Below are 20134 nucleotides of genomic sequence, written 5' to 3' on the forward strand. Positions count from 1 at the left end.
TGGCTATATAAATGCCTTTTTTAAAGTGTAAATTCATATTTAACTGGCTCACCACCAGAGCTATGGATTGCCGTGATAATGACTGTTTTTGAATTATTGCTAGCATCGCCACTAAAAGTTATTTTTCCATTTTTAACGGAAACCCAACTTGCACTACTATGCCAATTGAATTCATTGACAGGCGCACCATTAGTAATAATGTCAAATGTCGCACCTGGAAGCCAATAGTTGGAATTCCTGCATTCAGGTCAAAATATATGCCATTAATTTTAAGTTGTTTAAAAGAAATCTGGATAAAATTGACTAGCCTATTCGGCATCTTTTTTCTCACTGGTATTATACCGTGCACTGACAGTGATATTATTTACTGCCGTATTGGTACTTTGTAGTTCTATCATCGCTTGCCCATCACTATTAGTTTTACTGCTAGCGGGTAAGATAATATAATTACCATTCGTGTCCTGTTGCCAGTTAACCTCTAAATTTAGCACTTTAACTAGGTTTTCATGTTTATCAACCAGCTTCGCCTTAAAGGTAAAATGGTTTTTACCATCTGCAACCTTACGAACGATATCATCGACTAATGTCACACTACCTACTCTGGTCGTAGCAACATCGGCTATAAAGTTAACGGACGTAGTTGCATCTATTTTAGGCGCGGTACCATATTGGGCGCTGACAACAATATTATCCACTGCTTTATTGGTACTTATCAGTTTTATAGTCGCAAGCCCGTTTTTATCTGTTTGACTTGATGCTGCCGATAAATGAGCATCTTCAGCTTTATCATCAGCCAGCAACCAGCTGATATCTAGTTCCACTACCTTAATAGGACTATCAAATTGATCAACCAATTGTGCTATAAAAGTAAAATCATTGATGCCATCTGCCACTTTATCAATCACTTTATCATCTAAGGTGACTGCTTTTATTTTAGCGGTGTTAATATTAGCAATAAAATTCACTGCTTCGGATTTTTCTTCGCCACTGGTTCCGTATTGCGCATAAATCACCACATTATCCACTGCTTTTTTGCTACTTTTAAGAGTAATGGGCGCACGCCCATCACTATCTGTTTCACTGCTTGCAGGCAAGCTGACGATAGTACCCTTTTCTTGTCGCCATTTGATGACTAATCCTGCTTGCTTAACCGGGTTACGGTTATGGTCAACTAGTTGGGTGCTAAACTCAAAGCCATTATTACCATCAGCGATCTTATTATTGTCAACATCATTTAATATGATATTGCCAACTTTAGCGGTTTTAATATCACCAACAAAATTCACTTTCTTATCAGCTGGTTTTAATGTGGAGGTACTATATATTTGGCATCAACTATAATATCATCTACCGCAATCTTACTACTTTTCAAAGTAACCGAGGCAGTTCCATTATCATTAGTCGGGGTTGATGCAGCGAATAAGGTGATTTGTTGCTCTTTATTGTGTGACCATTCGATATTCAGACCCGCTTTTTTAAGCGAATGACCATATTTGTCGACTAATTGAGCATTAAATGTAAAGTAATTACTGCCATCAGAGAGACTTTGTTAACTTCACTATCGACTAATGTGACACTACCCACTTGAGCGGTATTGGTATCAACATGAAACTCAACTGGTTGCGCATTTATTGGTGCAGAAGTGCCATAACTTGCATTGACAATAATATTATTCACTACTGTGTTGGTACTGTGTAACATAATCGTTGTACGACCATTTTCATCGGTTTCACTGGTTGTTGCCGACAATGTTACTTCGTCATTCTTATTATGCGCCCATTTCACCATCCGTTGTCTAGCTGGATTATCATTGACGTCTAATACCAAAGCAGTAAATGTGAATTTATTATGATCATTAGCTAATTTACTGTCGATTTGATCATTGAGTCTCACACTTTTTACTATGATTGAACTTTCATCAGCAATAAAGGCCACTTCACGATCAGCATCGACTCTTTTAGTTGAACCAAATCTTGCACTAACGACTACGCCTTTTATTGCTGCGGTCGTACTATACAATACAACAGAAGCTCCCCCGTTTTCATCGGTTTGACTTTTTGCCGCTAATTTAACTTCACTATCTTTATTATGTGACCAATTAACATCTAAACCTTTTTGCTTAATCGGGTTATCGTTACCATCAACCAATTGGGCGGTAAAGGTAAAGAAGCTATTATTATCGGCTATTTTTTTACGTTTCACTACCTTATAAGGTAACGCTACCGACCTTAGCGGTATCCAAAATGTAAATAAAGTTTACCTCTTTATTCGCCGCTATTTTCTTAGCAGGATTATTATAATGAGCACTAACCGTAACATTATTCACCACAACCCTACTGGTCATAGTAATCATCGTACGTCCATTCTCATCAGTTTGGCTCTGCTCTGCCGATAAGATAGCGGTATTACCTCTATCATGTGACCAATTAACATTGGGTACCGAATTATCGAATTGATCGGTCACTAATGCCTCGAAAGTAAATCGACTTATACCATCAGCCGCTTTATTTTATTCGTTTCATTACCAATTAATGTAACACTTTCAACTTTGGCGGTAGCGATATCAGGCGCAAAACTAACAGGGATAGTATTTCTATTGCCATTTTTCATCGCCACTGTTCATGTTCGGGTGCCAACCACCTTACTCTTAATGTTAACATTAGCCTTACCTTCGCTATCAGTTATCACCGTCAAACTATTACCTTGATTGCCATCCATATCAAACAGTGTTACCCCACTAGATTTGAATCCATCAATAGTAAAAGTAATGGCTCTACCGGGGAGTGCTTGATGTTTTTTATTCTGTACTAATGCAGTGGCAACATAAGTATCACTATTATTGGCTACCTGGGTATTATTTGGCATTAATGTCATTGCTCGAATGGTATCTTGTGATGGCGAGACATTGATCACCATAACTGCGGTATTAGATTGATTACCTTTATTATCAACAGCGACTGCTGAGACGCGTTAAGATTGAGCGACTTTTGCCTGTTTTTGGAAAATATAAGCCGGCAAGGTTAAGTTAATTGAAGTCGGTGACAAAATTTGAATGTTACCTCCTTTAGCAATTAATTCTGGCACTTCCCAGCTAGATTGTTTTAAGCCATATTTGGCTTTATTAACCGTAACCGTGACCGGCAAGGTCTGCACTGCTTCACCATCAGTACTTTCTGGCAAAGAAATGGATAACAGTTCTTGCTTACGATATTGCATGACAATATTGTAATTACGATCAACAAAATCATAACGATTGCCCACTAAACTACGCATTAAGTCAACATTATCTGGATCAAGCTGTTCAGCCAGCAATACACCAAACCGATAGGCCAATTCCATACCAATGCTACTTTCCTTAGTATCGCCAAGCGAAATTTGGGTTTTAAAAGTCAATAATGGGAAAGGGGTATAACTCAAGCCAAAAGTGGTAGCAGAAGGATTATCGATCAAATCACTACTTGAGAGACCATTATTAAAGCTAATACCTTCACCATAATACTTTTCATATTTAGCATAAGCCCCTAAATGTGAGTAACTGGGTAAAAATCCTTCAGCACGGAGGTAAAACGCATTGGCTGGACGCTCATCATAATCCCGTATCTCATGCAGACGTGATTGATGCCAGTCAGTTAAACGAAACCGCCAGTTTAAAGTAATTGGCACATAATTCACCACCAACCCCGAAACGAGAGTTACTGCCGGTAATATCATAATATAAAAACTATTAATGCCCCACATCCAGGCATCCTGATATTGGAGATAACCCACAACTAAGTTAGTAGTGTTGCGATGCTCATTCGCTCTAATACCAATTTGGCTAAACAATAGACTGTTTGGTTTATCAAGTACTGGTACCAATAAATCTACATCACCGATTTTATTGGAATTAATTTGCACCCAGGCATTACCAAACTGACTCAACCAGTCATGGATTTTTTGATCCAGATTTTCACCTATACTACGGGCATACCCCGTATAACCCTTGATAGCATCATCGGTTGACAATGTCTGTGCTAATTGAGAAATATTTTGCACCATTTGTTGTTCTCTTGAAGCAACTGTTTGCGAATTAGGCTCACTATCGTTGATACTTAGGGTTGGGCAAGATATTAAAATAATATCCTGCTCGGCATTTTTAGGCCGTCGAGTGGCGATTGCCGATTGTTGGTAAGAGAAGTGTGACTCTAACATGGATAATGCTGAATACGATGACGAAAGCGAAGTCGATGATTTTACCGGCACCTTATTTTATCCGACTCTGGCTGCTCTTTATCGAGAACGGGCATATATTTCGCTGAAGGACTGTGCAGTAAATTATTTAAGCCGTTGATGGTGTTCATCATCGGGTTATTTTGTTCACTAGTTTGCGCCGCTTTTGCAATTGAAGAGGAAACAACGAAAACAGGCAAAAAAAATTGTATAAACAGTAAAATATAGACGATTATCCGTTTCGTTTTTGTAAAATAACAATCAGCTTTACGTTGCATGGATCTCTTCCCTAATAATATATAAATCCTATTACTAATAAACCAAAAAAAAATTATTCAGCTAAAACAATTAGCTATTATAAATATTTTGCTTTATAACCGGTTACTAAGAAATTTTGTGGGTAATATAAGTAAAACTTGTCGCCACCAAGCTGATAACTGACGTATTTCCTTCATTCATCACGCAAATTTTCCTGATTAGTTTTTTATTAATATAAAATTTTTACATTTTGTGTTCCCGCCTCATCATGTGAGGCGGGAACATGAATTACAATTTTTTAGAACAAACCACTGCCTCTGTGTCATGGGTATAACTATCTTTCTCAAAAAAGCATCATCTAATTTGACGACCATATAACGACCACCTATTCCCTGAGTTAAAGTCCAATAATAGCCATCCTCTATACCGTAATGACTAAATTTACCCCATTCACTCCCATAATGAACCGACTGCACGTTTTCCTTTACCGTGGCTAAGTTGCTCCACTTTTGGCATCGTCTCGTTATTACTTACACACGCAGTTTTTAGCGTCATTCCAATTTTTCTCACCAGAGAAGGCAAACCAGTTATTTAGAGTAAAGGTATACTTAATGGGGTCACCACTCGTTTCATGTGTTGCTGTGATAATGACAGTTTTACTTTCACTGCTCGCATCACCATTAAACGTTACCTTGCCATCATCAACCGAAACCCAACTTTGATCGCTTTTCCATGCAAATTCTGACGCCGGCACGCCTTGTGTTTCGATGGTAAATTTAGCGTCATGGAAGCCAGTGATTGGGAATTTATCACCGGTTGGGAAATCATGGCCATTAACACTTAAATGGCTAAAAGAGACAGTTATAAAACTAACTGGCTTATCAGCGGGTTGTAGAACTGAATTCTATTACTGAGCACTGACAAGCAACTTCTTTGCTTCATCGCCTGTACTTTCTAAAGTGATAGCGGTATGGCCGCTTGCATCAGTTTGACTGATGTTACCACCTTTAAAGCGAACTTTATCAACTGGATCTGCCGACCAATTAATCGATAAATTTTTTTCCTTGATTGGGTTGTTATTAGCATCAACCAATTGCGCAGTAAAAATAAAGTTATTACTACTATGAGCAACTTTACGGTCTACCTTACTGTCTAACTTGACATTTTTGACCACCGCTGTGGCATTATTAGCAATAAAACTTACTTTTTATTTTGATGTTTTTTTATCGTCGTTGCCAAATTTGGCGAAAACTTCAATATCATCAACTGCCATGGTTGTACTTTGCAGTTCAACGGTAGCAACACCATCTTGATTCGTTTTACTAGTTGGATTTAATTGGGCTTTTCCTGACCCATCATGTCCCCAATAGACAGTCATACCCGCTTGTTTAATTGGATTATCATTTTTATCAAACAATTGTACGTTAAAAGTAAATTTCTGCTGGCCATCTGCAACTTTGCGGGTTACTAATTCATCTAATAACTTAATCTCACCTAACTTAGCCGTATCTTTATTAACAATAAAACTAACTATTCTATCAGCCAATTTGCTTGCTGTACCACCGTAACTGGAACTAACTTCTACATTATTCACCGCTGTTGTTGTGCTATACAGACCTAACTGCGGTGATACTATTTTCGTCGGTTTGGCTACTATTCGCTAATTTAACTTTATCGCCGCTATTTTGTGACCAATCGACTTGTAATCCTTTTTCCCTGATCGGATTATTATTATTTTCCACCAGTTGAGCAGTAAAACTAAAGTAAGTGACACCATCCGCGATTTTCTCGAATTCTGAACCATCTAACAGCACACTACCGATATGAGCCTAACTTTTATCAGCAATAAAACTCACTTTCTTATTAGCAATTATTTCATCTAAATTGCCCGAACTGGCGCTAATCTGTACCTCATCGACGGCCTTAATTGTACTTTGCAGTGTAATGATAGCAATTCCGTGTTCATTCGTTTTGCTAGTATTGTCTGATAACTTAACGTCATCTTTATCACGGAACTAATCAACATCGATTCCTGCTTGGTTAATAGGTTGCCCCTTGTTATCAACAAGCTGTGCGGTAAAAGTAAAGCTGGATTGACCATCTGCTACTTTAGTAACGATATTAGATCATTTAACTCAACAGTACCGATTGTAATCAGACCTTCTTCCGCGATAAAATTGACCTTTTGATCAGCTTCTACACTTGCTGTAACTGCATAGTTTGCACTAACTCGTATCTGATTGACAGGGTTAGTGGTACTTATTAATTCAACCGAGGCAATACTATTGCTATCTGTTGGCCTGGTTGCAGCCGACAATAGAATCTTTTGCGGGTCTTTATTATGAGTCCAATTAACAACTAATCCACTTTTCTTAATCGGGTTACCATTGCCATCAACCAGTTGGGCACTAAAACTAAAATAACTCTTTTCATCAGCAACAAAACTGACCGCTCTATCTGCGATCATTTCAAGCGTGTTGTCATATTTGGCACTGACTTCCACATTATCGACAGCAATAAGAGTACTACGCAGCGTAATAATCGCCCGTCCCTTAGCATCTGTTTACTATGACTATCTGATAAAATGACCTTGTCTTGCTGATTTTTTGACCAAGCAACATCAACATTCGCTAATGGATTATTAAATTGATCTACAACAAAGGCTTCGTAGCTAAAGCTATCGACGCCATTAGCTACCTTACTGTTTTGCTTATCAATCAGGTTAACATTTCTAACTTTAGTGGTAGTGACATTAGAGATAAATTGGATAGCAACAGCCTTTTTCTTACCATTTACCATGGTAGTAATCAATTCTCCCTGACCGGCCAAGTCACTCCTAACTTTTATATTGATCTTACCTTCAGCATCCGTAGTCTCAGTTAAAGGATTAGCCATTCTTTGACCATCTTCACTAAGCATGATAACCCTAGCATTGCCGCTATTATTTTTTGCTGCCAAGGTGCTGACACTTTTGCTAAAACCAGTAACGGAAAATGTCACTTTTTTGTCCGCTAGTGGCACCCCTTTGTCATTTTGTAGTTGCGCTTTAGCTAAATACGTTTGGTTACCATCTGCCGGTATTGGCGCTGAATTTTCTAAAGTAAAATAAGCAAAGCCATCCTTTGATTGAGTAACATTGATCATCATTACGGCAGCTTTAGATTTATTACCTTCATTATCAACACCAACAGCAGATAAGGTATAAGCTTTACTACCTTGGTTATCTTTATCGTAGGCAGGTAACACTAGGTCAATGGTATTGGTTGATGTTTCGTGGCTCTTGCCACCTTTATCGAATAACTCTGGGGCGCTCCATAAGATTTTATTGAGCTCATATTTAGCTTTTTGCACTGTCGCTGTTATTGCTATGGTTTGGGCAGCTTCAGCCATCGCACTATCTGGCAAAGAAATGGCTAATATTTCCTGTTTACGGTACTGCATAACGATATTGTAATTACGATCAACAAAATCATAACGATTGCCCACTAAACTACGCATTAAATCAACATTATCTGGATTTAACTGAGCAGCCAGTGGTATAACCAAACCGATAGGCAAATTCCACGCCAATCAGACTATAATTGGAATCTCCCTGAGAAACTTGAGTTTTCAATGTTAATAATGGGAAAGGGGTATAACTTAAGCCAAAAGTTGTGGTAGAAGGATTATTTTTCAAATCTTTAGCTGATGGATTATGACTAAGGCTAACCCCTTCACCAAAGTATTATTCATATTTAGCATAAGCCCCTAAATGAGGATAATTGGGTAAATAACCTTCAGCTCGGATATCAAATACATTGGCCGGCCGCTCATCATAATCGCGCATCTCATGCAGGAATGACTGATGCCAGTCAGTTAAACGGAAATAACCATTTACGGCTAATTTTAAATAATAGGCCCACAACTCACCACCAACACCAAAACGAGCATTACCGCCGCTAATATCATAATCATAGAAGCTGTTAAGGCCCCACATCCAATTTTGCTGATATTGACGATAACCTAATCCTAAGTTGGTAGTACTCCGTTATTCGTTAACTCTAATACCAATTTGGCTAAACAATAAGCTATTTGGTTTATCAATTAGCGGTAAAAGTAAATCAGCATCACCGGTTTTATTTGAACTAATTTGCACGCGTGCTTTGCCATACTGATTTAACCAATCACTAATTTTCTAATTTATTAGGCCTTCACCTCGATTACGCGCATAACCGATGGCTGCCTCTGTGGCATTATTATTGGCAAAAACTTTCGCTACCTGGGTTGCTCCTTGCGCAAATTGTTTTTCTGATGAGACAATTTGTTTACCTTACGAAGTCTCTTTTATATCTAATATCAGTAATACCGGATGATGAGCGACTAACGGTTTGTTGTTATTTTCTGTTGACGTTGATATCAATGATCGATTATTAGGCAAAGTCTGAATATTCCAACTTGATGCCGTCGCTACTGCTGAAAGCGATGATGAGGACTGCGGAGCAGAGTTTTTTGAAGTAAGTTATTATTTATTAACGCATCTATTCCGTTCATTGTTTCCAGCATCTTATTGCTAGCAATATCATCATACTGCGCCGCTTTAGCGACAGATGAAAAAGTAACAAAAATAGGTAACAACAATTGTATAAATAACAATATATAGGCAGTTATCCGTTTTGTTTTCGAATAGTAACGATTAGCAATGCATTGCATAAATAATTTCCCTATCTAAATAATATAAAAATATTGCTACTATTTTTTGTGTAAAAAAAAAACAAATACTAAATATTAATTTCAATCTATTATTGAAATTAATAAAGACATTAATATGTGGCTATTCTTATTTTCACTACCTTAATCAATAAATTTTTATTACTCTTATCCCTGCTTATTTTGTCTGGAGAATTACTAATGAATAAACTTTTTATCGCGTTAAATTTGTGCTAACGAAGGAGATAAAATACACAATGAAGGGTAAAAAACGTTTTTTTGATAATACTCCATTTGCAATTACTCCTTTTACTTACTTGTATCGATTACAAAGATATAGATAAGTATTATTTAAAAACGTATAAACTTGTTTCCATTTATGAATTAACGTCACTCCGCAACAGCAACGCCAATAATTAACATAAATTAAAAATTAAAATCAAATTAATAAAAATAAACCAATGCATTATTAACATTTGATGTTAATCAAAAAAAATAATACATAGTAATTTTATTTCTTTACTTAAAAAACGCTTAATAGTTTTTTAGCTTAAACAATATTTTCGTTGCTATAATGTTAAATAAAAAACAACAGTTATATTTAATAGTTAATTTTAAAACATAAAACAAGCGAACTATTTCCTCCTTAAAGAATAAATAACCAAGGAAAATTAAACGTCAAGAATGAATGAATAAAAATCTTTAACAACTCGCTATCATATAATTTAGATTTTCATCGCGGTGGGCAACTCACAATAACATTTGGTAATATCATTCAGCCCTACAAATAAACAATAGCAATTTTTTAGTTTTTCGGCTCGCTGACAACAGAATTAGATGCGGAAATTCTTGCCTTTAATTTACTCGCTTTTATGTTACTATTTTTTTATTAAATTAAACGCCAACTGTTCACTAAATTTAAAATTAAATAACCATAACAAAATGCTAGTAAAAAAACCATTATCCATTTACCAAACAACTATCACTACCAGGACTTCCTTGCCTATCACTTACGAGATAAGCAAAATGTGGCAGAAATTATCGCTAATGACCAATTAAAAAAAAGAATTACATGCTGTGGCCAGCCGACTGAGTTAACGTTTATATTAAATAAAAATAACATTTTGGTTTCTCTGCAAACAGATAATCCAACTGCCGTTATCACTAAGCAGTAGCTCGAAAAACTGGCAAAAAATATGCTAGGTTTATATCAACCGGTTGAGCTTTTTGAAGCTAAATACCATAACCACCCAGTTATTGGTGATTTAATTTCTCGTCAACAATGTTTAAGGGTTTATCAAGCAACAACAGCATTTGAAGCAATTACTTGGGCAACAAATTACTGCTGCTGCAATTGCTATTCGCCGTCGATTTATTCATGCTTTTGGTAAACAACACTCGTCAGGAATTTGGTGTTTTCCTTCTTTTTATGCGATCCATACTGATGATAAACAGAAACTAAGAATATGTGGATTCTCTATCGGTAAAGCAAAAACACTTATTGCATTATGCAATATGTTAAAAAATAACCACCACCTATTAAATCTTCCGGGAGATGAAAATAATCTAGTAATATGGACGCAAAGATTAAGTAAAATAAAAGGAATTGGTCCATGGACAATCAGTTATTCCTTGCTGCGCGGCTTCAATTATTTGAACGGTTCTCTACATGCTGATGTCGCCGTCCAACGTAATCTTCAGTATTTATTAAATTGTAATGAGAGAATAAGTGCAAAAGGGACAGAAAAATGGTTAGCACAATATTCTCCCTGGAAAGCGCTCGTTGCTGCCCATCTCTGGCAACAACAATCTAACGCTAGCTATTAAACAAACAAATTATATTAATCAAAACCAACATAAAAAATATGCTGCCATTTAATAGCCGCATTTAGCAGTAATTAGCTTAAATAACAAAATAACAGCCCTTTAATATTATTTGATTAATAAATTTACCCTAATCATTAATATATTCCAATAAAATCTCATTCCCTAAAATAGTATGACTTTTATTTTCCACGGTTTGTTGCGATAAAGGTGAGAGCATAACGGTTTTAGATAAAATATTATTTTTATTTGTCGGGTTATAAAATGCAGCCAGAGTAAAAAAATGGCCTGGTGGGTTATCAATAACCACTGATCCTCCAGCCTTACTTATTTTTTTATATGCTCAACGATACTCTGAGACGTTTAGTTAATATTTTGTGGTCGATAAAACAGTTTAATTCGTGTTCTTAGTGCTAACTGTAAAATATTCTCCATTTTTAAACTATCGGGTTTTGGCGCAATATCCAGCACATTAAGATAAAAAATAGATTCGCGATCAGTTGGCAACTGGTTTGCTAACTACCGAATATGAAGCTGTGCGCCTCCTCTTGGATTTATTTTTACAACTGGGGGAGTCACAACAAAAGGCGATTGGGTTGTCTCCGGTGTAGAATCAATATTACCTTCATCAACCCAACTTTGCACCAGTGATGAGTTATCGCTGGAATTAACTAATTGAATAATATCCTCTTTTTTTCAACAGAAAAAATAACTCGCATGCCTTTAAGAAAGGCACTACTACAACTTGAGAAAGCAATAAAATAAAGTAAGAAAACTAAGTAATTTTTTTTCGCCATTTTTTTGATCCTTATAATTAATCGTACTTAGTCATAAGAAAATACTAAAGTAGCCGTTGAGATTATTTTTCCGGTTGAAAGATTATTTAGATCATAAGCATAGTAATAAGCCCCCATGTCAATGGAAAACGAGGGAGCTAAGGCACTGCCAGCCGCAATATTAAAAATAGATGTCGCATTGCCTTGGACACTTTCACTACTGGAAAATAGAATGGGTGATAATGTTTTATTCCTGTGCACAAGGCGAAACCCGACTCCTTTAGCACCTTGTTGGATGGTATTTATTAACACCGTTTTATCGGCACTATGTAAATTATTACTGGCCAAAAACATGACAATATTTCGCGTCGTTTTATTGCCTGCTAAAAAATCGCTGTAGCTAAAATTGAGGGTAAAAAGCTGATAACCAGGCCGGTTAATATTTTTAATATCACTGATACTAACGATAGGTAAATTAACCACTAATCCTTTATTTGAAAAATCACAGGTAGTGGCAATAGGATTATATTTAATAGTAATCGATTGAAGAAAAATATCATTTTCATCAGCCGGCCATTGCCAGGTTAATAAAAATTCAACTAATTTTAGTATAATCCTAACTAACTACACCAAAATACCCAACGATGAAGCATCTGATACCAAGATAAAGTGTGAGATAACCGCAGTATCACCAGCCACTTCAGTATGATTACCACTTGGTTTACTCTTCAACAAGCTAAACTGTAAGGTGAAATTAGTATTCAAATTCGATGCAGGATGGGTACCTCGAGCTAAGTTGGTTACGCGATCATTTCCTAATGTAGTCATTATAATCTGGACAAACTGCTTACCACCATGAAATCCTATTGTTGCTATTCGACCATTAAAAGGCGAAGCAATACCAATCGCATTAGAAAAAAATAGCCCTGGGGAGCTCTACATGTAAATGTTCCCGGTAACGTGGTTTTATCCGTATTTTTATTACCATTGATGAACTACTAAAATCAGCCGATAAATCATAATATAAACTCGGTACTGTGATGATTCTGTTGGGTTTACAATCGGTATAAACCAATTGACTGAAGGAACACGCTGATAATAATAAAAAATTTATTACTAATTTATTCATCTTATTTTCCCCAGCTATTGGCAAATATTACGATTAAGGTTTAAGGTATCAACAGGTTGCTGGATGGTACATTCTGTTTTACCTTCAATATTCAATTTGACATTCAATGATTGTGGTAACTTATCACTTTTTATATACAGCACACTTGACTGCCCAACATGACCAACAAATTCACCCTGGCTATCGGTAACCTCAGTACCAAAAAGCAAATTGCTACCGTCGGCAAAAGTCGCCTTCAACATATAAGTTTTCCGCTGATCGGTTTCTAATTTGATATGACTAACCGCTCCGTCATAAGGGATCACATGCGCTATATTGTCAGTAATTTCTGCACCTGAGGTCTGACTGGTATGAGAAAGGGTATAAACATTTGTACGATAAGGAATGGCATTGGTTACTAATGCTAACTCCTGTTTATTGGTGCACCGTTCGATTATCATTAACGGTTAAATTCTCAGCCATTGGTGCTTCTAATACCATTGATGTATTCGCTGTTTCACCGGAAGCAAGAATATGGTAAGGAAATGCAACGATGGTTCCTCTGGCATTCAAACCTGACTGTCGATAATTATTAGCCTCACTATATGAAGCGCCAATGGTACTATAAGGATTGCGATAATTTACATTGCCACTATTAAATTATTACCACCTGTCTGATTTGAAGCGGTTAACGTATAATCGATTAAATCATATTTACCCGCTGTCCCACTGACACTAATATTGGCCCATTGATAATTGGAATTTGTCATGTAGACACCTGAATTGAGATAAGCATTATGACTAAATAGATTAATAGGAACACTGGCGCTGAGGTAATAACGGGTTTCTTCTTTTTAATCCGTATTTCTTACCCGTGAAACGGATAAGTTATAGGTAATATTTTTATAATTATTTTTAGTATCGGCTGCTGCCGCCAACATTCCAGTAGTTTCTCTGCGTACCAGACAAAAAATAATCCCATTATCTTTCCCCAGATGCTGATTTAAATTTAAATTAAAAGTATTTCTGACACGGGCACCGCGTAAGGCATCGAAAGTTGCCAAATCTAAATCTGACGGATTATTTTTAATCGTTGTTTGATACTTAAGCCATGCTTGATAATTATCATGGGCATAAATGGAATCAACAAAACTATAATAATCTCCCGTTGAATAACGATAGGCCGCTATAGTCAAGTTGGTAGCAGTGGCTAACAAAACTTACTGTAAGCCAAGCAAAAACTTTGTCCTCGTTTGGTTTCTGTATCTAAATAAGCTGCAGCATGAGTCGTATCAACAAAAATAGCGCCAAACAGAAAATTCCAGCCACTGCCAAATAAAATAGCAGCATAATCACGACTGACAATAAAGCTATTATAAACGGTGACTAAATTATTGATACCATAATAGGCTTCTGCTTGAGCAAATTTCGGTTGGAAATGGGTATTTGTTATTTTTGCTTGCCCAGCCAAAATGCTGTAAGTATACACACCTGCTTTCATCATATTAGCTACAGCGGAAAATGGCATCGTAAAAGACTCTTGCCGGCCATCGGCTTCCTGTACAACAACGGAAAGATCGCGCGCTCCTCCTGCTGCACGCAGATCACTAAACTCAAACGCTCCTGGCGGAACAGTTTCTTGATAAATTAGATTTCCATTCTGGTATATTTTTACTAACGCATTGGTTTGAGCAACCCCTCTGACAATCGGCGTAAACTCTTTACTGGAGTTAAGTAACATATTCATTTCCGTGATTAATGCACCACCTCTAAAACAAATACTACTAAACAAGGCAGCGGGGGAATAAAAATCACCTAACATCAAATTTGAAGATATAGCGCTGAAAGAACGGCGTAAATAGCGGGTATTATTTTGCCATTTATGATCACCACTGGAATAGTAAGAATAACTTGATTCATCTCGAAACTGCCAGACACCTAAATTAATACAGGTATTTAAATTGGCAAAAAAAGCTTCATTACTCTGTTTACGATTTTTTTCTCTTGATAGTTATAATAATTAGTATTATAAGAGAGAATAATTGCCGGAACACCATGATCTCAATTCACTGGATCAACATAACCTATTTCCAATTTAACTAAAGAAATTTGCGGCACTGAAATATTTAATGCTAACTGATTAACATCTAAATAATAGTTGATATCATTGACTAAATTATCTAACAAGACAGTCGTTTTTTGCTCAATCATCTGTTTTGCGTGAGATGAAAGTTTTAAACCTAATTTTTTAACATCCTTAGCATCAATAGTAATATTTTGATTTTTTTCGTCAATATTAACTTCAAATTGTCCTTTCCAATCATCATTAACATAGATATCGACCAATTGTTTACCTGGCGGAATTTCACTATTCTGATAAAAACGAGATATATCTCCTTGAGCTGATTTTCCTACTAGCAAAGAAGTATCAAAATCCTCTGAAAATAACTCCGGCATACAATCCAATATACCTAATAAAATTAAGCTAATATAAAGATAATATATTTTTTTCACGATTTATCTTCTTATTTAAGGTTAATATTTTTTGTTTTATAGACACCACAATCATCAACATAAATTACGGTTAATTTATTATGCTTAACCTTATTTTGTAACGGTAATTTAAAGTCTGATAACTGAGGGATCATCTTCAATTTTATCAGATTTTTTTTCATCATTAATATGAGTAATTTTTGCAATTGTGAAATAATATTTATAATTATTTGTTACTATCAGATCATTACCCTCTAATTTATAACTTATTTTTATATACATCTGGCGGAGCAGTAATTAATTCCTTTAGCCGATAAAATAATTTAATTCTTGATTTAATTGCCAATTGTAAAACACTTTTACCTTGGGTGTTTTCTGGGTATGATGGAATATTAAGAATATTTAAATAAAAAACGCTTTCTCTATTTTTAGGTAATTTATGCGATATTATTTTTAATTGTTTTCCTTTTAGGACCGCTACTTTTACAATAGGTTGAAAAACATAAAAAGGTTAATGACTTTTTTATTTGGTAGCATTTATATTACTATCATCAACCCATGATTGTACTAATACTGGTAATTTTCCATTATTTGTTAATTGTACCTTAACATTCACTTTAGCTTCATAATAAATGATACGAGTCCCTTGCAGTATCATATTGGCTAATATATTTTTAGAAAAAATAATTAATATAATAAATAGTCAGTTAAAAAACAGACTCAAAAAGAGCCTGGTTAATCTTATTTACAAATAAGAGATGGTATAAATTAAATTTGAATGCAACGGACCCGCTTTAGCAGGTTCCGCTCGCGTTTTATAATAACTAACGATAAACGTTAACTCATCAGCTTGTGGTGCTGTTTTATCTCCTTTTACTCCTGTATCAAAAGGGATATTTAATGGAATAGCGGTCTTAATAGCACTTTGGGTAGACAAACTAAAACCGACGTTTTTTGCTACATTATGATTATTTTCATCAACCGTATCATTCACTAAATATTGACCATCAGTTGATATCGTACTTGATGATGAAAAATGAAATTTTAAATTACTGCCTGAACTTCCAGCAGGTGCGTAATCAGAAAAAGTTAACTTAAATGCTTTCTAATTTTTTTTGAACAACGGCAAATGCCACTGTTCCTGAATCAGCAACAGAAATGGGATCTAATAATATAGGAAAGTTTGCACTATCACCTCTATTAATTTTACAAGTAGTATTGCTTATAGCACCAAAAACTAAAATTATTCCACCTGCTAAATTTGTCGCAACTAATATATTCAACGAAAATAAAGTCGCAGATAATAGCAATAACGGGAGTATTTTCTTAAACATAATTAACTCCAAAAAATAAATGAATAAGCCAATAAAATAAATTTTATTTTATTTTATTTTATTTTATTGGCATAATGATAAAAGGTTAATAATAAATAACATTGATCTAAATTGATATTAAATGCCTCTACCTAACTTATAAAAAAGCTAAAGTTATATTTTATTTTTTGTGATTTATATTAAAGTAAATATTTTATTTAATAATAAATAAAAAATTATATTTAATAAACAAGTTAATTATTAATAAATCAATTTATATTTACAATAATGAAATAACTAAAAAATATTACTTGAATTAATTACTGCTTTTTGTATACATTATCATATATTTTATCTAAATAATTAAATGAATTTTTTATTCCAATCAAGACTTACACTTATTTAAATTAAAATTACCAAAAAAATTGAAATTTCATGCTGAATTTTTCACAAAAAACCATTTATTTATTCATGCATAGAAAAAATTAACATTTATTTTTATCTTTTCTATTTTTCAGCAAAAAATAACTAAAAATAGGTATAATTTTATACTCTTCTTTAATAAAAGATATAAAAAATATTTATTCAAAAAGCAAAAATCATTAATAGCAAAACATTAAAAAAATAATAACTTATTATAATATCTTACCGATGAATTTTTATAAAAATATCTCGCATTTTTATTTTAAATAACAAAAAATTAGCATTAATAAAAAAATAACGTGGTAAAGTAATTTTTTTAATATCAATTATAAATAAAAGATACAAACAGGGTGTTTAATAAAAAAATAAATTAACCGGTTTTTAAAGTAACAAGATTATTCTTTGCAACCATTAATTTTATTAAATAATCATCTCATCTAGCTAATGAAAATAGTGAAAAACGGTGTAAGCTAATGATTCTATAATTAGTAAATATCGTTATTTAACATAAAAGTGCTATCATTCCAATTCAGCAACAAAAAACATTACTCGCTAATTTCAACACTAAAGAAAGATTGATTATGCTCACACTGATAGATAAATTACGAAAATTTAAGATCATTCCAGTTATTACCATTGAACGAGCACAAGATATTGTTCCCTTAGAAGAAGCATTAGTTAAAAACGGATTACCAGTAGCAGAAATAACGTTCCGTACGCCAGAAACTGCAAATGCGATTAAACTGCTCAAAGAAGCGATGCTAACCAAAATTTTGATTGGTGCAGGCACCATTATCAACCGAGAAAAGATTAGACAAGCCGAAGCGGTTGGCGCTGAATTTATCGTTTCACCAGGTTTAAACCCCAATACGGTAAAAGCGTGTCATGAATTAGACATACCGATTATTCCCGGTATAAATAACCCAACACAAATCGAGCAGGCCATGCAATTTTGGGTATTAATTGTGTCAAGTTTTTCCCTACAGAGCCTTCTGGTGGGTTATCTATGCTCAAAGCACTGCTTGCACCCTATCCTAAATTAGAAATTTTGCCAACCGATGGAATCAATCTAGAAAATATTGGTCATTCTCTTGCTTTACCACAAATTATTGCTTGTGGAGGATCTTGGATGGTTAATAATAAATTAATTAAAGCTAAAGATTGGGATACTATTGGCTAACTTACCCGCCAGGCAGTTAAATTAAATTTCAGCTATAATAAGGTCAACAGCTGACCTTATTTTCCAATCTATTCACCCTTTAAACAGCGCCGATATGCATGCGATCAATTATAACAAAGATAGCTTTCCAGTTAACAGACAAGATTATAAAAATGATATTGTTGATATATTTGATAACGGCGATAGCTATATTAACGCAGGCATAATACTTATCAACACTGATTCAATCACCACGTTCTGTTTTTCGTTAACAAAAATTAAATAACCCATTAACTGTATTAACAAAAATAGTCAGCCACGACTTGTTTTCATCGTGAGTACAAGCTTTTCTTTGTGTGTTCAGTGTTACAGTTTTGATAGCGACCTTGTTAATTTTTTCTCTATTTTTTACTTAATACTTGAGCGGTAATGATCAAATAATAAAAAGAAACGCTGCTAACAATAAATCAAAACAGGTCCTATGTTTTAGTATTAACCCTAACAAAAATATGATAGTGTCTATGGTACATATTATTTAAAGAATACAAAGATGAATAAAAAATTAGTTGTTATTATTTTACTATTTTTACCACTAACTACTCAGGCAAATAACATTTCTAATGATAGTAATAACATCACCAAGCCGCTAAACAAGATAACGGAAAGTAACGTTTTTAGCGAATAAAAAAATTTTTCAGTAGCAGCATATACGTGGTGTATTAACCATTTATGATGGCAAATCAATTAATAACTATGGCGACCAAATAAAACGTGCAGCAACCCAATATGTTCCTGCATCAACATTTAAAATTGTTAATGCCTTAATTGCTTTAAAAAATCAAAAAGTGACTGTTAACGAAATTTTCAAATGGGATGGACAGCCTAGATATCTTAGTAGTTGGAATAAAGATATGAATATGCAAGAAGTAATGAAATTATCCGCTATTCCTGTCTATCAAGAGATTGCAAAATATACGGGTCTGGCAATAATGAAAAAAGAACTTTATCGTTTGCACTAAGGTAATAGCAAAATAGGTAATGATGTTACCAAATTTTAGTTAGACGGCCCATTAAAAATTAGCCCGGAAAAACAAACCAAATTTATTTATAAGTTAGCCACTAAACAATTACCTATTGATAAAAGCATTCAAAGTGAAGTAGCTAATATGCTACTTAGCAAACAGACTACCAATATTAAAATTTATACTAAAAGTGGCTTAGCCAATATTAATGGTGAGCGTACCGGCTGGTATGTTGGATGGGTGGAAAACTCTGACTGTAAAATAAAAACTTTTGCCCTTAATATCGCGATCTCAGATGATAAAGCAGTGTCAAAACGCGAATCTTTGACTTTAAAGCGTTTAGAAAAGTTAAAAATTATTTAAAAAATTACTAATCGGAATACTAAATTATTCTGATTAGTAACAAATAAATAAAAGGTTGCTCACACTGCACGCTATTGCGTTTTATTCTAGAGTGAGAAATTAATAGTCCGTGCAGGCAAATTTTCCGGTATCAATTTTTTAGCCATTAAGTCGATTAGTTGGTGTTGATTTGACCATACAGACTCAATAATTTGCATAACCCATGGAGAAATCCGTGAAGAAAGTCAATAAAAAACCCATTTCCCTTCTCCTTACGATTTTGTAGCAACACACTCTTTTTTAACATGGCTAAATGACGAAATATTTTAGTTTGGGGTTGCTCAAGTGCAATACAAAGACGATAAACACAAAGCTCCCCCATTTCTCGCAAAAGTACTACGATCCTAAATCTTGTTTCATCAGACAAATTTTTAAAAAACTACAATGACTGTAACTCCGTCTCTAATTTACCTATAACAGGTTATATTTTCAGTAATATAATGTTAGGATCAGCTCACTAT

General features: G+C 34.5%; 31 protein-coding genes and 6 pseudogenes. 5 read left to right on the forward strand and 32 right to left on the reverse strand.

The genetic code is table 11. The features are described 5' to 3' along the window. Nucleotides 1-20 precede the first annotated feature (20 nt). The 16 genes and pseudogenes from ARADI_RS22160 to ARADI_RS17785 form a co-directional block, all read right to left on the reverse strand. A complete protein-coding gene (locus ARADI_RS22160) occupies nucleotides 21-200 on the reverse strand; it encodes a hypothetical protein (protein ID WP_500782473.1) in 180 nt (59 codons plus the stop codon). Between the two features lie 108 nt (nucleotides 201-308). Further along, on the reverse strand, nucleotides 309-1286 hold the full coding sequence (locus tag ARADI_RS08125; protein WP_119711736.1) for an Ig-like domain-containing protein: 978 nt from the start codon (nucleotides 1284-1286) through the stop codon (nucleotides 309-311). A gap of 17 nt (nucleotides 1287-1303) precedes the next feature. Beyond that, nucleotides 1304-1486, reverse strand: a pseudogene (locus ARADI_RS20920) (hypothetical protein); the annotation flags it as partial. Between the two features lie 14 nt (nucleotides 1487-1500). Continuing rightward, nucleotides 1501-2202, reverse strand: coding sequence for an Ig-like domain-containing protein (locus tag ARADI_RS08135; protein ID WP_182853158.1), 702 nt, complete (start codon nucleotides 2200-2202; stop codon nucleotides 1501-1503). A 4-nt stretch (nucleotides 2203-2206) separates the two neighbouring features. Then, a complete protein-coding gene (locus ARADI_RS08140; protein WP_119711738.1) occupies nucleotides 2207-2464 on the reverse strand; it encodes an Ig-like domain-containing protein in 258 nt (85 codons plus the stop codon). A gap of 23 nt (nucleotides 2465-2487) precedes the next feature. Then, a complete protein-coding gene (locus tag ARADI_RS19680; protein WP_255420657.1) occupies nucleotides 2488-2610 on the reverse strand; it encodes a hypothetical protein in 123 nt (40 codons plus the stop codon). 9 nt (nucleotides 2611-2619) lie between these two features. Further along, a complete protein-coding gene (locus tag ARADI_RS08145) occupies nucleotides 2620-2916 on the reverse strand; it encodes an Ig-like domain-containing protein (protein WP_119711739.1) in 297 nt (98 codons plus the stop codon). 54 nt (nucleotides 2917-2970) lie between these two features. Further along, on the reverse strand, nucleotides 2971-4242 hold the full coding sequence (locus ARADI_RS08150) for an inverse autotransporter beta domain-containing protein (RefSeq protein ID WP_147392391.1): 1272 nt from the start codon (nucleotides 4240-4242) through the stop codon (nucleotides 2971-2973). Continuing rightward, nucleotides 4233-4487: a hypothetical protein gene (locus ARADI_RS08155; RefSeq protein WP_119711741.1), complete on the reverse strand. Its 255-nt coding sequence runs from the start codon at nucleotides 4485-4487 to the stop codon at nucleotides 4233-4235. The genes ARADI_RS08150 and ARADI_RS08155 overlap by 10 nt, the downstream gene beginning before the upstream one ends. A gap of 506 nt (nucleotides 4488-4993) precedes the next feature. Further along, on the reverse strand, nucleotides 4994-5332 hold the full coding sequence (locus ARADI_RS08160; RefSeq protein ID WP_369407001.1) for a hypothetical protein: 339 nt from the start codon (nucleotides 5330-5332) through the stop codon (nucleotides 4994-4996). A gap of 42 nt (nucleotides 5333-5374) precedes the next feature. Beyond that, entirely contained in the window at nucleotides 5375-5641 is a 267-nt protein-coding gene (locus tag ARADI_RS08165) for an Ig-like domain-containing protein (protein ID WP_119711744.1), read from the reverse strand. Nucleotides 5642-5674: 33 nt separating this feature from the next. Continuing rightward, a complete protein-coding gene (locus ARADI_RS08170; RefSeq protein ID WP_182853159.1) occupies nucleotides 5675-6061 on the reverse strand; it encodes an Ig-like domain-containing protein in 387 nt (128 codons plus the stop codon). Nucleotides 6062-6074: 13 nt separating this feature from the next. After that, on the reverse strand, nucleotides 6075-6281 hold the full coding sequence (locus tag ARADI_RS08175; protein WP_119711746.1) for an Ig-like domain-containing protein: 207 nt from the start codon (nucleotides 6279-6281) through the stop codon (nucleotides 6075-6077). Nucleotides 6282-6571: 290 nt separating this feature from the next. Continuing rightward, a complete protein-coding gene (locus tag ARADI_RS08180) occupies nucleotides 6572-6970 on the reverse strand; it encodes an Ig-like domain-containing protein (protein WP_147392392.1) in 399 nt (132 codons plus the stop codon). Then, nucleotides 6931-8025 carry an Ig-like domain-containing protein gene (locus ARADI_RS08185; protein ID WP_182853160.1) on the reverse strand — a complete coding sequence of 365 codons (1095 nt, stop codon included), beginning with the start codon at nucleotides 8023-8025 and terminating at the stop codon, nucleotides 6931-6933. Before ARADI_RS08185 ends, ARADI_RS08180 begins: the two co-directional genes overlap by 40 nt. Next, nucleotides 7976-8602, reverse strand: a pseudogene (locus tag ARADI_RS17785) (inverse autotransporter beta domain-containing protein). Before ARADI_RS17785 ends, ARADI_RS08185 begins: the two are co-directional and overlap by 50 nt. Nucleotides 8603-8681: 79 nt before the next feature. On the opposite strand from ARADI_RS17785, the gene ARADI_RS08205 reads away from it, so the two are divergent. Further along, complete coding sequence (locus tag ARADI_RS08205) at nucleotides 8682-8819, forward strand: hypothetical protein (RefSeq protein WP_182853162.1); 138 nt, start codon at nucleotides 8682-8684, stop codon at nucleotides 8817-8819. 94 nt (nucleotides 8820-8913) lie between these two features. Here the strand turns inward: ARADI_RS08205 and ARADI_RS08210 are convergent, their stop codons facing one another. After that, nucleotides 8914-9156 carry a hypothetical protein gene (locus ARADI_RS08210; protein ID WP_119711751.1) on the reverse strand — a complete coding sequence of 81 codons (243 nt, stop codon included), beginning with the start codon at nucleotides 9154-9156 and terminating at the stop codon, nucleotides 8914-8916. 1311 nt (nucleotides 9157-10467) lie between these two features. On the opposite strand from ARADI_RS08210, the gene ARADI_RS17790 reads away from it, so the two are divergent. Further along, complete coding sequence (locus ARADI_RS17790) at nucleotides 10468-10980, forward strand: DNA-3-methyladenine glycosylase family protein (protein WP_238149279.1); 513 nt, start codon at nucleotides 10468-10470, stop codon at nucleotides 10978-10980. 127 nt (nucleotides 10981-11107) lie between these two features. Here ARADI_RS17790 and ARADI_RS08220 read toward each other — a convergent pair whose 3' ends face one another. The 14 genes and pseudogenes from ARADI_RS08220 to ARADI_RS20930 all read right to left on the reverse strand — a co-directional run bounded on the left by ARADI_RS08220 (nucleotide 11108) and on the right by ARADI_RS20930 (nucleotide 16688). Continuing rightward, nucleotides 11108-11308, reverse strand: a complete 201-nt coding sequence (locus tag ARADI_RS08220; protein WP_119711752.1) for a fimbrial biogenesis chaperone — start codon at nucleotides 11306-11308, stop codon at nucleotides 11108-11110. Between the two features lie 32 nt (nucleotides 11309-11340). Further along, nucleotides 11341-11661, reverse strand: a pseudogene (locus tag ARADI_RS17795) (fimbria/pilus periplasmic chaperone). 140 nt (nucleotides 11662-11801) lie between these two features. Continuing rightward, nucleotides 11802-12236, reverse strand: a complete 435-nt coding sequence (locus ARADI_RS08235) for a fimbrial protein (protein WP_238149280.1) — start codon at nucleotides 12234-12236, stop codon at nucleotides 11802-11804. Nucleotides 12237-12377: 141 nt separating this feature from the next. After that, a complete protein-coding gene (locus ARADI_RS08240; protein WP_119711756.1) occupies nucleotides 12378-12581 on the reverse strand; it encodes a hypothetical protein in 204 nt (67 codons plus the stop codon). A gap of 315 nt (nucleotides 12582-12896) precedes the next feature. Beyond that, entirely contained in the window at nucleotides 12897-13322 is a 426-nt protein-coding gene (locus tag ARADI_RS17800) for a FimD/PapC C-terminal domain-containing protein (protein WP_238149281.1), read from the reverse strand. Beyond that, nucleotides 13297-13479 (reverse strand): hypothetical protein, encoded by a 183-nt coding sequence (locus tag ARADI_RS17805; RefSeq protein WP_238149362.1) that lies wholly within the window; start codon nucleotides 13477-13479, stop codon nucleotides 13297-13299. Before ARADI_RS17805 ends, ARADI_RS17800 begins: the two co-directional genes overlap by 26 nt. Nucleotides 13480-13502: 23 nt before the next feature. Beyond that, nucleotides 13503-13631 (reverse strand): hypothetical protein, encoded by a 129-nt coding sequence (locus ARADI_RS19685; protein ID WP_255420658.1) that lies wholly within the window; start codon nucleotides 13629-13631, stop codon nucleotides 13503-13505. Between the two features lie 84 nt (nucleotides 13632-13715). Next, entirely contained in the window at nucleotides 13716-14078 is a 363-nt protein-coding gene (locus ARADI_RS19690; RefSeq protein ID WP_255420659.1) for a fimbria/pilus outer membrane usher protein, read from the reverse strand. Beyond that, on the reverse strand, nucleotides 14072-14809 hold the full coding sequence (locus ARADI_RS17810; RefSeq protein ID WP_255420680.1) for a fimbria/pilus outer membrane usher protein: 738 nt from the start codon (nucleotides 14807-14809) through the stop codon (nucleotides 14072-14074). Before ARADI_RS17810 ends, ARADI_RS19690 begins: the two co-directional genes overlap by 7 nt. A 113-nt stretch (nucleotides 14810-14922) precedes the next feature. After that, nucleotides 14923-15375, reverse strand: coding sequence for a FimD/PapC N-terminal domain-containing protein (locus tag ARADI_RS17815; RefSeq protein ID WP_238149282.1), 453 nt, complete (start codon nucleotides 15373-15375; stop codon nucleotides 14923-14925). Nucleotides 15376-15386: 11 nt separating this feature from the next. Then, nucleotides 15387-15539 (reverse strand): hypothetical protein, encoded by a 153-nt coding sequence (locus tag ARADI_RS17820; protein WP_238149283.1) that lies wholly within the window; start codon nucleotides 15537-15539, stop codon nucleotides 15387-15389. A gap of 74 nt (nucleotides 15540-15613) precedes the next feature. After that, nucleotides 15614-16012: pseudogene (locus ARADI_RS17825) on the reverse strand (fimbria/pilus periplasmic chaperone). A gap of 87 nt (nucleotides 16013-16099) precedes the next feature. Beyond that, on the reverse strand, nucleotides 16100-16372 hold the full coding sequence (locus ARADI_RS20925) for a fimbrial protein (protein WP_369407002.1): 273 nt from the start codon (nucleotides 16370-16372) through the stop codon (nucleotides 16100-16102). A gap of 76 nt (nucleotides 16373-16448) precedes the next feature. Next, nucleotides 16449-16688 carry a hypothetical protein gene (locus tag ARADI_RS20930; protein WP_369406989.1) on the reverse strand — a complete coding sequence of 80 codons (240 nt, stop codon included), beginning with the start codon at nucleotides 16686-16688 and terminating at the stop codon, nucleotides 16449-16451. 983 nt (nucleotides 16689-17671) lie between these two features. Here ARADI_RS20930 and ARADI_RS08260 point away from each other — a divergent pair. The 3 genes and pseudogenes from ARADI_RS08260 (at nucleotide 17672) to ARADI_RS20935 (ending at nucleotide 19634) form a co-directional block, all read left to right on the forward strand. Continuing rightward, complete coding sequence (locus ARADI_RS08260; protein WP_255420660.1) at nucleotides 17672-18133, forward strand: beta/alpha barrel domain-containing protein; 462 nt, start codon at nucleotides 17672-17674, stop codon at nucleotides 18131-18133. Next, complete coding sequence (locus tag ARADI_RS19695) at nucleotides 18097-18270, forward strand: beta/alpha barrel domain-containing protein (protein ID WP_255420661.1); 174 nt, start codon at nucleotides 18097-18099, stop codon at nucleotides 18268-18270. Before ARADI_RS08260 ends, ARADI_RS19695 begins: the two co-directional genes overlap by 37 nt. Nucleotides 18271-19013: 743 nt before the next feature. After that, nucleotides 19014-19634: pseudogene (locus ARADI_RS20935) on the forward strand (penicillin-binding transpeptidase domain-containing protein). A gap of 86 nt (nucleotides 19635-19720) precedes the next feature. Here the strand turns inward: ARADI_RS20935 and ARADI_RS20250 are convergent. After that, a pseudogene (locus tag ARADI_RS20250) lies at nucleotides 19721-20040 on the reverse strand (metalloregulator ArsR/SmtB family transcription factor). Nucleotides 20041-20134: the final 94 nt, after the last annotated feature.

This window comes from Arsenophonus endosymbiont of Aleurodicus floccissimus (genome assembly GCF_900343025.1).
Lineage (GTDB): Bacteria > Pseudomonadota > Gammaproteobacteria > Enterobacterales > Enterobacteriaceae > Arsenophonus.